This window comes from Bradyrhizobium rifense (genome assembly GCF_008123425.1).
Lineage (GTDB): Bacteria > Pseudomonadota > Alphaproteobacteria > Rhizobiales > Xanthobacteraceae > Bradyrhizobium > Bradyrhizobium rifense.
The window spans coordinates 1-12664 of record NZ_VSSS01000028.1; the positions used below are offsets into that span (position 1 = coordinate 1).

Genomic DNA, 12664 nt, shown 5'->3' on the forward strand with positions numbered 1-12664 from the left:
TAATGGTTGCTACGGCACCGCCGCCGCGGCTAACGCTTACAGCTGCCCCAGCAGCGTATCGCCGCCGGACACCTCGACCTTGCCGGGCATCGCCTCGAGGTTCAGCTTCTTGACCACGCCGTCCTCGACCAGCATCGAGTAGCGCTTGGAGCGGATGCCGAGGCCGTTGCCGGAGGCGTCGAGCTCCATGCCGATCGCCTTGGCGAAGTCGGCATTGCCGTCGGCGAGGAAGATCGCTTCGTCGCGCTGGTCGGTGTCGCGCTTCCAGGCGTTCATGACGAAGGCGTCGTTGACGGAGACGATCGCGATGGTGTCGACGCCCTTGTCCTTCATGGCATAGGCGTTGAGGAAGATGCTCGGCAGATGCATCTTGTGGCAGGTGCCGGTGTAGGCGCCGGGCACGGCGAACAGCGCCACCTTCTTGCCCTTGAAGATATCGTCGGTGGTCTTCACCTGCGGGCCTTCCGCCGTCATCACGCGGAATTTCGCCTCGGGCAGCTTGTCGCCAGTCTGGATCGCCATCGTCAGTCTCCCTGAAAATCGGTCCCGCTTTGTAGACCGTGCGGCCGGGAGGCACAATATTGCCAGCGAGGGAAGCAGTAAGGACCTCAGCCCTTCACCGTTATGTCATCAGCCGGCAAAACCGCCGCCATCGAGGAAGGCCTGTTCGTCGGCCGTGGTTTCGCGGCCGAGCAGGCCGTTGCGGTGGGGGAAGCGGCCGAACCGCTGGATGATGTCGGCATGCTCCCGGGCGTATTTCAGGTTTTCGGCATTCTCCGTGTTTTCAAACAGCGCAACGCACTGCAGCTGGTCGGGCAAATGCTCGGAATGCATGAAGGGCATGTAGAGGAATTCGAGCAGCAGCGGATCGATCCTCGCGTCGGCGCCCCTTTCGATGGCACGGCGGGCGACGTCACGCGCCAGCGCGTCGCTGGCAAAAGCCTCCGGCGTGCCGCGGAAGATGTTGCGGGGAAACTGGTCAAGCACAATCACGAGCGCGAGTGCGCCGTCGTCGCTGCCTTCCCATGACGCCAGCGCGCCAGCGGCTGCCTTCTGCCAGAGCAGAAGAAAACGACGCCGGACCTCGGCATCGAAAGCGTCGTTGCGCTTGTACCAGCGCTCGCGGCCGGCCTCGCGCCAGAAGGCGAGAATGCCGGCCGGCGTCACGTTAGAGGTCTCTGACATCAGCAAGAGACGGCTTACGCCGCCTGAGCCTTCTTCTCGTCGCGCAGCTCGCGGCGCAGGATCTTGCCGACATTGGTCTTGGGCAGGTCGGCACGGAATTCGATCTGCTTGGGCACCTTGTAGCCGGTGAGCTGCTCGCGGCAGAACTTGATGACGTCCTCTGCCGTGAGGTTCGGATCCTTCTTCACCACGAAGGCCTTCACCGCTTCGCCGGAGCCGCTGTCGGGAACGCCGATCACGGCGCATTCGAGCACGCCCGGATGGCTCGCGATCACTTCCTCGATCTCGTTCGGATAGACGTTGAAGCCGGAGACCAGGATCATGTCCTTCTTGCGGTCCACGATCTTGGTGTAGCCCTTCTCGTCCATGATGCCGATGTCGCCGGTGCGGAAATAGCCGTCCGCGGTCATGACCTTCGCGGTCTCCTCCGGCCTGTTCCAATAGCCCGACATCACCTGCGGGCCCTTGGCGCAGATCTCGCCGGGCTGGCCGAGCGGGACTTCGTTGCCGTCATCGTCGCGGATCGAGATCCAGGTCGAGGGCACGGGGATGCCGATCGATCCGGAGAATTCGGTCGTGGTCGCGGGATTGCAGGTCAGCGTCGGCGAGGTCTCCGACAGGCCGTAGCCCTCGGCGATGAAGCAGCCGGTCACGTTTTTCCACTGCTCGGCCACCGGGCGCTGCACGGCCATGCCGCCGCCATTGGAGATCTTCAGCTTGGAGAAGTCGAGCTTCTTGAAATCAGGATGGTGCATCAAGCCGTTGTAGAGCGTGTTCACGGCCGGGAAGCTGTTGACCTGGTATTTTGCCAGTTCCTTGACGAAGCCCGCGATGTCGCGCGGATTGGGGATCAGGAGATTGCAGCCGCCGGCGCGCACCGCGAGCAGGTAGCAGGCCGTCAGTGCGAAGATATGATAGAGCGGCAGCGCGCAGACGATCATGAGCTGATCGACATGGGGCGGCGCAGCCATCGCCGGCTGCAGCCAGGCATCGTTCTGCAGCACGTTGGCGACGATGTTGCGATGGACCAGCGTGGCGCCCTTGGAGACGCCGGTGGTGCCGCCGGTATATTGCAGGAAGGCGACGTCGCCGGGCGACAGCTTTGGCTTGTTGAAGGTTGCGCCTCGGCCGGCCGAGAGCGCGTCGTTGAACGAGACCGCGCCCGGCAGCGACCAGGCCGGCACCATCTTCTTGACGCGGCGGACGACGAGATTGACGATCACGCCCTTGAAGCCGAGCAGATCGCCCATGCTGGCGACGATGACGTGCTTGACCTGCGTCTTCGCGATCACCTGCTCGACGGTATGCGCAAAGTTCTCCAGCACGATGACGGCTTCGGCGCCGGAATCCTTGAGCTGATGCTCGAGCTCGCGCGGGGTGTAGAGCGGATTGACGTTGACCACGGCGAATCCGGCGCGCAGCACGGCTGCGGTGGCGACCGGATATTGCAGCACGTTCGGCATCATGATCGCGACGCGCGCGCCGCGCTGCAGGCCACGTCCCTGCAGGTAAGCAGCGAGCGCCAGCGACATCTGGTCGAGGTCGCGATAGCTGATCGCCTTGTCCATGCAGATGAACGCCTTGCGGTCGGCGAACTTCGCAAAGCTCTCCTCAAGGAGGTCGACCAGCGATGCGTACTGCGTCGGCTCGATATCAGCTGGCACGCCGGGCGGATATTGCTTGAGCCAGATGCGCTCCATGGAAACTCCCCTCTCTTGCATCAGAGCCCGTTGTGTCTCGGGCTTGCCTCATTGCCGGCAGTATCGAGCTTGCCGCAACGGCTGGCAAGCGGTCGAGGCTTAGGGCAAAGGTCGGGGAGTTGGCTACTGGAATCGTCGCAAATCGCTGCCGCAGTTGCGAAGTGCGACGCAACCCGGCGGGCCTGGAGTGTTAACCTAGCTGTTGTTGGGCGCGGGCTTCGACGCAGGTTTTGTCGCTGCCTTGGGCTTGGCCGGCTTGGCAGCCTGATCGCCGCTTGCCGCCGGCTTGTCCGCAGCGGGCTTGGCCGCTGCATCAGGCTTGGCCGCGGCATGCTTGGCCCCTGCCGGCTTGGCCGCAGTCTTTGCGTCAGCTTTGGGCGCAGCGTCAGGTTTGGCGGCCGCCGGTTTCGCTGCGGCCGTTTTGGCGTCGCTGCCGGCGTCGGGCTTCTTGGCGACGCGCGACTTCTTGCCACGCGCCTTTGGCGGGGTCTGCTGGTCGGTGTCGGCTGCGACTGCTGCGACCAGGGCTGCGCCGGTGCGGGTCGGGCCGGTATAGACCACCACGGGCTCTGCGGCTGCTGGCGCCGAGGCCATCAGCTCGGACGCCTTCATCAGCGGCGGCTGGAGGCCTGCGGTGAAGAACGTCACCTGCGCTTCGCCGCCGGTGGCAGAACCACCCGTGCCGCCGCTGTTGGTCGCGATCAGCGCATCGTCGTCGTCGCTGGCCGGCCGCTTGCGGTGACCGCCGCACATCTCCTCGCGCAGGTTCGGCGGCGAGGCGTCGACCGGAACGAGGTTCTCGACGGTGCCGAGCGAGGGGCGCAGCCACGACAGATTGTCCTGGCTGAAGCCGCGCTCCAAGAGCTGCGCCGCCTTCACCGCGCGCGCGGTGCCCGAGTTGGCGCCGAGCACCACCGCGATCAGGCGGCGGCCGTTGCGCGTGGCTGACGCCACGAGGTTATAGCCGGAGGCGCAGATGAAGCCGGTCTTGAAACCGTCGGCGCCGGGATAGCGGCCAATCAGCTTGTTGAAATTGCCGGTGACGCGCTTGCCGAAGCGGATCGCTGGGATGTGCACGTAGTACTCATATTCCGGTAGGTCGCGCAGAAACGAGCGGGCAAGAATGCCGAGGTCGCGCGCCGAGGTGACGTGTCCGTCCGCGGGCAGGCCGTTCGGATTGACGTAGTTCGTCTGCGTCATGCCGAGCTTCTTCGCGGTGTCGTTCATCATCACGGAGAAGCCGTCGATCGAACCGCCGAGGCCTTCGGCGAGCACCACGGCCATGTCGTTCGCCGACTTGACCATCATCATCTTCAGCGCGTTGTCGACGGTGAGCTGTGTTCCCGGACGGAGGCCCATCTTCGAGGGCGATTGCGAGGCGGCCGTCGGCGACACCGTCAGCATCGAGTCGAGCGTGATCTTGCCGTCCTTCACCGCCTTCAGCGTCACATAGGCGGTCATGATCTTGGTAACGGAGGCTGGATACCAGGGAATGGTCGCGTTGTCGGCCTGCAGCACCTTGCCGCTGTCGGCTTCGATCAGAAGCAGCGCTTCCGCGTTTGCGATGCGCGGTGCGAGCAGCGCGCCGACTGCGAGGGCCGCAGCGAACAGGTTGAACAGGGGCTTGCGAAGCAGCGGGCGAAAGACGTGCACTATCCGATTCCGGTCCTTGGAGATCCGCCGGTTCCGGTCGGAATCTCGTGATCTCTGTTCGGTTCTGAAATCCAGCGCCGCCGCTCGCGGCAGCGCAAACCTATACCGGCTCTTGCGTCGAGAATAGGGGTTTCGGCCGGGTATTCCGCAATGAAATAGGCCGAATTTCGACGGTGCTACGGGGACTTGCTAAGGGGACTTGGCGGCAGAGGCCGCGGCCTCGGCGGCACCCACGCTGGCCCTCGTATGTTCCTGCACCATGAACTGGGCCTTGGCGAGCTCGGCAAAATGGCCGCCTTTGGCCACGAGTTCATCGAAAGTTCCGGTTTCGATCACCCGTCCGTTCTCGAACACCAGGATCCGCGTGGCATTGCGGATGGTGGAGAGGCGGTGGGCGATCACGAAGGTGGTGCGGCCCTTCATCACTTCATCGAGAGCAGCGTTCACCTTGGCCTCGGTGAGGGCATCGAGCGCGCTGGTCGCCTCGTCCAGGATCAGGATCGGCGGGTCCTTCAGCAGCGCGCGCGCGATCGACAGCCGCTGCCGCTCGCCGCCGGAGAGCATGCGGCCGCGCTCGCCGGCATTGGTCTCGAAGCCACCGCTGCGATCGATGAATTCGAGCGCCTGCGCGCGCGCGGCGGCCTTGCGCATCTCGGCCTCGGTCGCGTCAGGCTTGCCGATGCGCAGATTCTCAGCGATCGAGCGGTTGAACAGCAGCGCTTCCTGGAACACGACGCCGATGTTTCGCCGCAGCGATGTCAGCGTGACGCCGCGCACGTCCATGCCGTCGATCCTGATGAAGCCGGATTGCGGATCGAAGGCGCGATGCAAAAGCGCGATCGCGGTCGACTTGCCGGCGCCGGTCGGGCCGACCAGCGCGATGGTCTGGCCGGGCAGCGCGGTGAAGGAGAGATCCTCGATCGCCGGCCGCTTGCCGTCATAGGAGAAGGTGACGTCGTTGAACTCGACGAGGCCGGAGAGCCGCCCCGCATCGATCGCATCCGGCCGGTCGTGCACCGCGGGTACGGCATCGAGCACGTTGAAGAATTCGCGCAGGCGCGGGGCTTCCATGAACACGTTGTTGATGAAGCTCACGACCTGCTCGAGCTTCTGGATCAGCAGCGTCGCGAAGCTCACGAACATCACGATCTCGCCGACCGAGGTCAGGCCCTGGTCATGCAGCGCGATGCCGAGCGTGAAGATCGCGAGCACGGTGATGGTGGTGGAGGCGCGCGTGATCACAGTGACGAGCGCCCACCACGACAGCACCGGCATTTGTGCTGCGAGCAGTTGGTCGGCGACGGAGCGCAGGCCCTGCACCTCGGACTCGACGCGGACGAAGCTCTGCACCAGCGCGACATTGCCGAGCGCGTCGGAGGCGCGCGCGGAGAGTTCGCTATATTGCTCCTCGACCGCCATCTGCATGCCGAACGTCCTGCGCACGACGAAGGTCGTCAGCGCGGTGAAGACGACACAGAGCACGAACAGCAGGATCGCAAGCCGCCAGTTCAGGTACAACGACAGCGGCAGCAGCACCACCACCGACAGGATCGCTGCAAAGTGCTCGCGGAAGAAGCCGAGCCAGAGCCGCCACAGCGCGTCCGTGCCGTTGAGCATCACCTTCATCAGCCGGCCCGAATGGGTGCCGGAATGGAAGGTCAGCGGCAGTTGCAGAATGTGCTCGAAATAGCTGGTCAGCACCGCCTGGCGCTGGCGGTGGGAGAGCCGGTCGGCCTGCAACGCCACCAGCGCGCTGCAGCCGATGGTGAACAATCCGAACGCGACCCATGCCATCAGGAATGGCCAGGCCGAGCTGGAGCCTGCCACCGCCTTGCCGGAGAGCACATCGACGATCCGGCCGAACAGCACCGGTTCGGCGAACTGCGAGGCCGCCAGCAGAAGATTGGCGAACGCCAGCAGCCAGCCAAGGCGCGCCTCCTTGCCAAGCAGCTCGAGAACGCGGGTGTAGAGGCTGAAAATGGACATGCGGGGGTGAACTCTGGGGATCAAACGAGATGAGCCGATATTCTAAGCAGGGAACGCCCGCGAGATACAGCGGAAGCTGCCAGTTTTGCTCAATTGATGAGCCGGCTTTCGACCGGCGGCAGGAACCGGCCGTCGAAGATGTCGTCCGCCGCCGGACGCTTGCGGAATCTGAAATCCTCCGCGATTTGGTCAATCGAACGCTCCAGGCGTGCCGGGTCGATGCCGCCGAGGCCGTTGCGTCTGACCTCGTCGGTCAGGATGTTGTCGGCAAGCACCGTGCGCAGGCGCGCGAGCTCGAGGTCGCGGTCGCCGTCGTCGATGCGGCCGGCGGCTTCGTCCGCCGCGCGCGCCGGTTCTTTCGCAGTTGCGTTGATGCCCGCAATCAGCGCGCGGACAAAACCCTTCAGCGCGTCCGGCTTCACCGTGGCGAAGGCGGGATTCGCGACGACCGCAAAACCGTAGGCCTCGCAGCCATAGTCGGCATAACGCAGCACCGCGAGATCGTCGGCCGGCACGCCGCGGTCGCGCAAATTCACGGCCGAGAGATAGGAAAAGCCGGCGACGGCGTCGACCTGTCCTGCCGAGAGCACCGGCTCGCGCACTGCCGCGCTCATCTTGAAGAATTTGACATGCGCGACGTCGATGCCGTTCTGCCGCGCCAGCGCCGGCCACAGCCGGATCGACAGATCGCTGTCGGCGACGCCGACGGTCTTGCCATCGAGGTCGGAGAGCAGATGGATGCCGCGGCTCTTGCGGGCGACGATTGCGTAAGGCGCGCGGTTGAACAGCACGAACACGGCCCTGATGGGCGGCGCATCGGCCTTGTCGCGAAAACGAATGAGCTCGTTGATGTCGACGAGCGCGAGCTCGCTGTCGCCTTTCGCAACGCGCGCAAGCGCTTCCGGCGATCCGGCCGCGCTGTTGAAGGAGACGTTGAGGTGCTCGGCGCCGAACTTGCCGTCCCTTGCTGCCATGAAGAACGGCGCCATGCTCGCATCGACCGGGCGGTCGAAGCTGACGTGGATCACCACAGACGGCGCCGCGGTCTCGCCCGCATGGACGTCGCGTGCGGCAAGCACGAGCGAGAGGACCAGCAGGCAGTGAGAGATGATCGTCCTGAATCCAACCATCGGTAGCGCCGGTTCCGCATTGTTGTGGTTTCGTGACGCTCGCAGCGCTGGCCGGCCATGAGTGTCTCCGCATCAACATGAACGGCGCATGAGCGGTGGTTGCGTCACGATCACGCAGCCCCATTCATCTTCCGTTGGGGTTGGGGAACCCAACATGGGCTGCGGGTGTTTGAAAGGCATGAGCCTGTCTCGAGGCACCATTGAAGGTCCCAAGGAGGGTCCAAGCGATGTTTGACCGATTTTCGAAATTTGCCGGCCGCAAGGCCGTTCTCGCCACCGCCGCGGTGCTGGCGCTGACCAGCGTCGCCCCCACCGCATCGTTCGCAGGCGGCCGCCACTGGCATGGTGGCGGCGGCGCGGCCTTCGCCGGCGCAGCCATTGCCGGCGCCATCGGCACCGGGCTTGCGATCGCCGCGACCCGTGACGCCTACGCCTACGACGCCCCGGCCTATTACGGCGGCGGTCCGGTCTATTACGATCAGGGTCCGGCCTATTACGGCGGCCCGGGCTATTACAGGAACGATCGCGAATACCTTGGCACCAATGGCAGTGGCGGTCGCGACCCCTTTGCCACGTGCAGCCGAAGCGGCGCGGGTTGTTGGTAAGTCGTTGACCACAAAAGGCCGGCGCGCTTGTCGCGCCGGCCTTTTTGTCTTTTATTGTCAGGCGTTAACGCGCTCGCCATTGGTTTAGAGTAGTTTTGAGTACCATGAGTGATTCGCTTGAGCGGCTATATCTGGCTGTGCTCGCGGCCAGAGACCTTGATCCGGCAACATCGCGTACTGCCCGGCTGTTTCAGCGTGGGCCCTCCAAAATGGCGAAGAAACTGGCCGAAGAGGCGATCGAGGTCGTGATCGATGCGGTCAACGGCGACAGCGAGGCCGTGGTCCGGGAAAGCGCCGATCTGCTCTACAATCTCACCGTGCTCTGGGCTTCAGCCGGCGTGCGCCCTGAAGACGTCTGGCGCGAAATGTCGCGGCGTGAGGACATGTTGGGCATTGCCGAAAAGCTGCCGAAGTCGCCGATGAAGCTGCCCAAAGTCGCGTCACCGCGCATCTCCGCCCGGCGGCCAATTGTCGCGCTCGAGGGTCGCGCGGCGCGCAAGCGGCACTAAAACCGTCACAAAACTCACGATGGACAAATCCGTCCCATGGTGCTTCATCGCGGCGCCATGCTGAAACGTATCTACGACTGGTGCATCGACGCCGCCCACAAGCCTTACGCGCTCTGGATCATGGGTGCCGTGGCTTTCGCCGAAAGCTCCTTCTTTCCCGTTCCCCCGGACGTGATGCTGATCCCGATGTCGCTGGCGCGCCCGCAGCGCGCCTGGCTCTACGCCGCAATCTGCACGGTCACCTCGGTGATCGGCGGCCTGCTCGGCTACGCCATCGGCGCGCTGCTGTTCGACTCGGTCGGCCATTGGCTGATCCAGGTCTACGGCCTCGGCGACAAGGTCGATGCTTTTCGCGCCTCCTATGCGGAGTGGGGCGCGGTGATCATCCTGCTCAAAGGCCTGACGCCGATCCCCTACAAGCTCGTCACCATCACCTCGGGCTTTGCCGGCTACAATCTCGTTCTTTTCATCCTGTGCTCGATCGTCGCGCGCGGCGGGCGCTTCTTCATCGTGGCGATCCTGCTCAACCGCTATGGCGACTGGATCCGGCACAAGCTCGAGGAGCATCTCGGCCTATGGGTGGCGCTCGGCGCCGCGGTGCTGGTGCTCGGCTTCGTCGTTGCAATCAAGTTGATCTAGGGCTGCTGCGGCTTTGCCGCCGCGCCGGCTTCGGCTACGGTTGTCCCTATGATGGTTCGATCCGGAAATCCGGCGGTGCGGCTCGGGACGCTGATCTCAGCGGTGCTGCTGCTCCTGCCCGGTGCCGGCGGGACCGGGTGGGCGCAATCGGCGCCGCCGTCGCTTGGCTTGCAGGAGCAGGGGCCGCAGGCCGCGCCGCCGCCTTCGACGCCCGCACCTTCGGAAAACCCCGGGCTGATCAATGAAATGGGCAAGCTGTTCGACAAGCTGCCCTCGATGCTGCCGCCGATCAAAAGCCCGAGCGAGACCATGAACGATTTGTCGCGCCTGGCGCGGCCGTCCACCATGGTGTCGGGGCGCGTGGCCTGTCCAGTCTCGTCAAGCGGCGGGCCCGACTGCAAGCTCGCGGCCGATCAGCTCTGCCAGGGCAAGGGCTACAAGGAAGGCAAGAGCCTGAACACCGATTCCGCCGAGAAGTGCTCGGCCAAGGTTCTCATTCCGGGCAGGCAACGCAAAGCGGACGATTGCCGCACCGATACCGTCATCACCAGCGCGCTGTGCCAGAACTGAGGACGTCGCGCGAGCATAAGGAGCGCCCATGAGCCGCACTGAGCAGGACTTCCTCGGACAGCGTGAGATCGCCGACGACATCTATTACGGCGTCCAGACCATCCGGGGTAAGGAAAACTTCCATATCACCGGCATTCCGATGAACCAGGAGCCTTACTTCGTGAAGGCGCTGGGTTACGTGAAGAAGGCGGCAGCGATGGCCAACCGCGATCTCGGCGCCATCGACACGAAGGTGGCGGATGCGATCATCCTCGGCTGCGACCGTGTCATCGCCGGCGACATGATGGACCAGTTCGTCACCGACTTCATCCAGGGCGGCGCCGGCACCTCGACCAACATGAATGCCAACGAGGTGATCGCCAACCTCGCGCTGGAATCGATGGGCTTCCACAAGGGCGATTACCAGCACGTCAGCCCGAACGACCACGTCAATTACGGCCAGTCCACCAACGACACCTATCCGACCGCATTTCGGCTGGCGCTGATCCTGCGCCTCGAGAGCTACATGACGGCGCTGCGCCAGCTCCAGGAGGCCTTCTTCGCCAAGGGCCGCGAGTTCGAGCGCGTGCTGAAGATGGGCCGCACGCATCTGCAGGACGCAGTCCCAATGTCGCTCGGCGCCGAATTCCGCGGCTGGGGCACCACCATCGGCGAGGAGGTCGACCGCATCTCGGAAGCGCGCGCGCTGCTGCGCGAGATCAATCTCGGCGCCACCGCGATCGGCACCTCCGTCACCGCGGCGGCTGGTTATCCCAAGCTCGCGGTCCGGCATCTCAGCGGATTGACCGGCGTCGATTTTATCCTTGCCGGCGACCTGGTCGAGGCGACGTCGGACACTGGCGCTTACGTGCAGCTCTCCGGCGTGCTCAAGCGTACTGCGAGCAAGCTGACCAAAATCTGCAACGACATCCGCCTGCTCGCCTCCGGCCCGCGCGCCGGCTTCAACGAGATCAACCTGCCGCAATTGCAGCCGGGCTCCTCCATCATGCCGGGCAAGGTCAATCCGGTGATCCCCGAGGTCGTCAACCAGACCAGCTTCCTCGTCATCGGCCTCGACATGACCGTCACGCTGGCAGCAAGTGCCGGTCAGCTCCAGCTCAACGTGATGGAGCCGGTGATCTCGTTCGCGCTGTTCTTCTCGATCCGCACCATGGAGCGCGCCGTCAACAGCCTGCGCGAGAACTGCATTGTCGGCATCACCGCCAACGAGGAGCACACCCGCAACATGGTGCTGAACTCGCTCGGCATCGTCACCGTGCTGAAGCCGCTGCTCGGCTACAAGCAATGCGCCGAGATCGCGCGCGAGGGCTACAAGAGCGGCAAGTCGCTGCACCAGATCGTGGTGACAGAACGCAAGCTGCTGACCCAGGAAAAATGGGACGAGATGTTCTCGTTCGAGCGTTTGATCAATCCGGATTTGCTTGGGTGACCGCGGTTGCGCGCGATGCCACACCTCTCCCACAGGGAGAGGTCGGCTTGTAGCGCCGGGTGAGGGGTTACCCTCGCTCGTGGGACTTGATCCCCTCACCCGAATTGCTTCGCAATTCGACCTCTCCCCATGGGAGAGGTGAGAGAGGAATTCCGCGCGTTGGAATTGCGGTAACGGCATCCGCCAGGGCGTCAAAACGCAATACTTGACAGTGGAAAGATTGCCTTGTTGGTATGGCTCCCAACCTTCAATGCGTCTGCCCGCAAAGGATCGTTCCGCAATGTCCATGCCTGCTCTGTTCAAGGGACGCCTGTCGATCCCCGTGATCGGTTCGCCGCTCTTCATCATCTCGGTGCCCGACCTCGTGATCGCGCAGTGCAAGGCGGGCGTGGTCGGCTCGTTTCCCTCGCTGAACGCGCGGCCGCCGGAGCTTCTCGACGAATGGCTGGCGCGGATCACCGAAGAGCTCGCGGCCTATGACCGCGCCCATCCCGACAAGCCGTCGGCGCCGTTCGCGGTCAACCAGATCGTGCACAAGTCGAACAACCGGCTCGACCACGACATGCAGCTCTGCGCCAAGTACAAGGTGCCGATGATCATCTCCTCGCTCGGCGCGCGCGAGGAGCTCAATCAGGCCGTTCACGGCTGGGGCGGCATCGTCTTCCACGACGTGATCAATCAGAAATTTGCGCACAAGGCGATCGAGAAGGGCGCCGACGGCCTGATCCTGGTCGCGGCCGGCGCCGGCGGCCATGCCGGCACCATCTCGCCGCTCGCCTTTGTTGCCGAAACCCGCAAGTGGTTTGACGGTCCGATCGCACTGTCGGGCGCCATCGGTAACGGCAAGGCAATCCGTGCCGCGCGCATTCTCGGTGCCGACTTCGCCTATATCGGCTCGGCGTTCATCGCGACCAAGGAAGCCAACGCGATCGAGAAGTACAAGGAGATGATCGCGGGCTCGACGGCCGACGACATCGTCTATTCCAACCTCTTTACCGGCGTGCACGGCAATTATCTGAAGCCCTCGATTCTCGCCGCCGGCATGGATCCGGAAAACCTGCCGACCTCCGATCCCTCCAAGATGAATTTTGGCACCGACGCCTCCGGCGAACGGGCCAAGCCGAAGGCCTGGAAGGAGATCTGGGGCTCCGGCCAGGGCATCGGCAGCGTTGACGGCATCGTGCCCGCCGCCGAGATGATCGCGCGCTTCAAGAAGGAATACGAGGAAGCGATCGATCCGCCGTTGTGATGGCGCTCG

12 protein-coding genes are annotated in these 12664 nt (G+C 64.2%); 6 read left to right on the forward strand and 6 right to left on the reverse strand.

Annotated features, from left to right (window positions below):
- Positions 1 to 36: 36 nt before the first annotated feature.
- The 6 genes from FXB40_RS17900 to FXB40_RS17925 form a co-directional block, all read right to left on the reverse strand.
- Positions 37 to 522 (reverse strand): peroxiredoxin, encoded by a 486-nt coding sequence (locus FXB40_RS17900; protein ID WP_007597501.1) that lies wholly within the window; start codon positions 520 to 522, stop codon positions 37 to 39.
- 108 nt (positions 523 to 630) lie between these two features.
- Entirely contained in the window at positions 631 to 1185 is a 555-nt protein-coding gene (locus tag FXB40_RS17905; RefSeq protein ID WP_148773513.1) for a DUF924 family protein, read from the reverse strand.
- 14 nt (positions 1186 to 1199) lie between these two features.
- Entirely contained in the window at positions 1200 to 2885 is a 1686-nt protein-coding gene (locus tag FXB40_RS17910; protein WP_148773514.1) for a long-chain fatty acid--CoA ligase, read from the reverse strand.
- A 195-nt stretch (positions 2886 to 3080) separates the two neighbouring features.
- Positions 3081 to 4538, reverse strand: a complete 1458-nt coding sequence (locus tag FXB40_RS17915) for a D-alanyl-D-alanine carboxypeptidase family protein (RefSeq protein WP_148773515.1) — start codon at positions 4536 to 4538, stop codon at positions 3081 to 3083.
- A 189-nt stretch (positions 4539 to 4727) separates the two neighbouring features.
- Positions 4728 to 6524 (reverse strand): glucan ABC transporter ATP-binding protein/ permease, encoded by a 1797-nt coding sequence (locus tag FXB40_RS17920; protein WP_148773516.1) that lies wholly within the window; start codon positions 6522 to 6524, stop codon positions 4728 to 4730.
- Between the two features lie 89 nt (positions 6525 to 6613).
- On the reverse strand, positions 6614 to 7654 hold the full coding sequence (locus FXB40_RS17925) for an ABC transporter substrate-binding protein (protein ID WP_148773517.1): 1041 nt from the start codon (positions 7652 to 7654) through the stop codon (positions 6614 to 6616).
- Positions 7655 to 7881: 227 nt separating this feature from the next.
- Here FXB40_RS17925 and FXB40_RS17930 point away from each other — a divergent pair, with 227 nt between their 5' ends.
- The 6 genes from FXB40_RS17930 to FXB40_RS17955 all read left to right on the forward strand — a co-directional run bounded on the left by FXB40_RS17930 (position 7882) and on the right by FXB40_RS17955 (position 12655).
- Entirely contained in the window at positions 7882 to 8259 is a 378-nt protein-coding gene (locus FXB40_RS17930) for a hypothetical protein (protein ID WP_246207681.1), read from the forward strand.
- A 104-nt stretch (positions 8260 to 8363) separates the two neighbouring features.
- Positions 8364 to 8768 carry a phosphoribosyl-ATP diphosphatase gene (gene hisE / locus FXB40_RS17935; protein ID WP_148773518.1) on the forward strand — a complete coding sequence of 135 codons (405 nt, stop codon included), beginning with the start codon at positions 8364 to 8366 and terminating at the stop codon, positions 8766 to 8768.
- A 36-nt stretch (positions 8769 to 8804) separates the two neighbouring features.
- A complete protein-coding gene (locus FXB40_RS17940; RefSeq protein ID WP_187436952.1) occupies positions 8805 to 9407 on the forward strand; it encodes a YqaA family protein in 603 nt (200 codons plus the stop codon).
- A gap of 48 nt (positions 9408 to 9455) precedes the next feature.
- Complete coding sequence (locus FXB40_RS17945; RefSeq protein WP_148773519.1) at positions 9456 to 9977, forward strand: hypothetical protein; 522 nt, start codon at positions 9456 to 9458, stop codon at positions 9975 to 9977.
- A 28-nt stretch (positions 9978 to 10005) separates the two neighbouring features.
- Positions 10006 to 11406, forward strand: coding sequence for an aspartate ammonia-lyase (locus FXB40_RS17950; protein ID WP_148773520.1), 1401 nt, complete (start codon positions 10006 to 10008; stop codon positions 11404 to 11406).
- 280 nt (positions 11407 to 11686) lie between these two features.
- A complete protein-coding gene (locus FXB40_RS17955) occupies positions 11687 to 12655 on the forward strand; it encodes an NAD(P)H-dependent flavin oxidoreductase (RefSeq protein WP_148773521.1) in 969 nt (322 codons plus the stop codon).
- Positions 12656 to 12664: the final 9 nt, after the last annotated feature.

Coding starts and splice junctions, on each gene's coding strand:
- FXB40_RS17900 (WP_007597501.1), bottom strand. CDS start 522: ATGGCGATCCAGACTGGCGACAAGCTGCCCGAGGCGAAATTCCGCGTG.
- FXB40_RS17905 (WP_148773513.1), bottom strand. CDS start 1,185: ATGTCAGAGACCTCTAACGTGACGCCGGCCGGCATTCTCGCCTTCTGG.
- FXB40_RS17910 (WP_148773514.1), bottom strand. CDS start 2,885: ATGGAGCGCATCTGGCTCAAGCAATATCCGCCCGGCGTGCCAGCTGAT.
- FXB40_RS17920 (WP_148773516.1), bottom strand. CDS start 6,524: ATGTCCATTTTCAGCCTCTACACCCGCGTTCTCGAGCTGCTTGGCAAG.
- FXB40_RS17925 (WP_148773517.1), bottom strand. CDS start 7,654: ATGGTTGGATTCAGGACGATCATCTCTCACTGCCTGCTGGTCCTCTCG.
- FXB40_RS17930 (WP_246207681.1), top strand. CDS start 7,882: ATGTTTGACCGATTTTCGAAATTTGCCGGCCGCAAGGCCGTTCTCGCC.
- hisE (WP_148773518.1), top strand. CDS start 8,364: ATGAGTGATTCGCTTGAGCGGCTATATCTGGCTGTGCTCGCGGCCAGA.
- FXB40_RS17940 (WP_187436952.1), top strand. CDS start 8,805: ATGGTGCTTCATCGCGGCGCCATGCTGAAACGTATCTACGACTGGTGC.
- FXB40_RS17945 (WP_148773519.1), top strand. CDS start 9,456: ATGATGGTTCGATCCGGAAATCCGGCGGTGCGGCTCGGGACGCTGATC.
- FXB40_RS17950 (WP_148773520.1), top strand. CDS start 10,006: ATGAGCCGCACTGAGCAGGACTTCCTCGGACAGCGTGAGATCGCCGAC.
- FXB40_RS17955 (WP_148773521.1), top strand. CDS start 11,687: ATGTCCATGCCTGCTCTGTTCAAGGGACGCCTGTCGATCCCCGTGATC.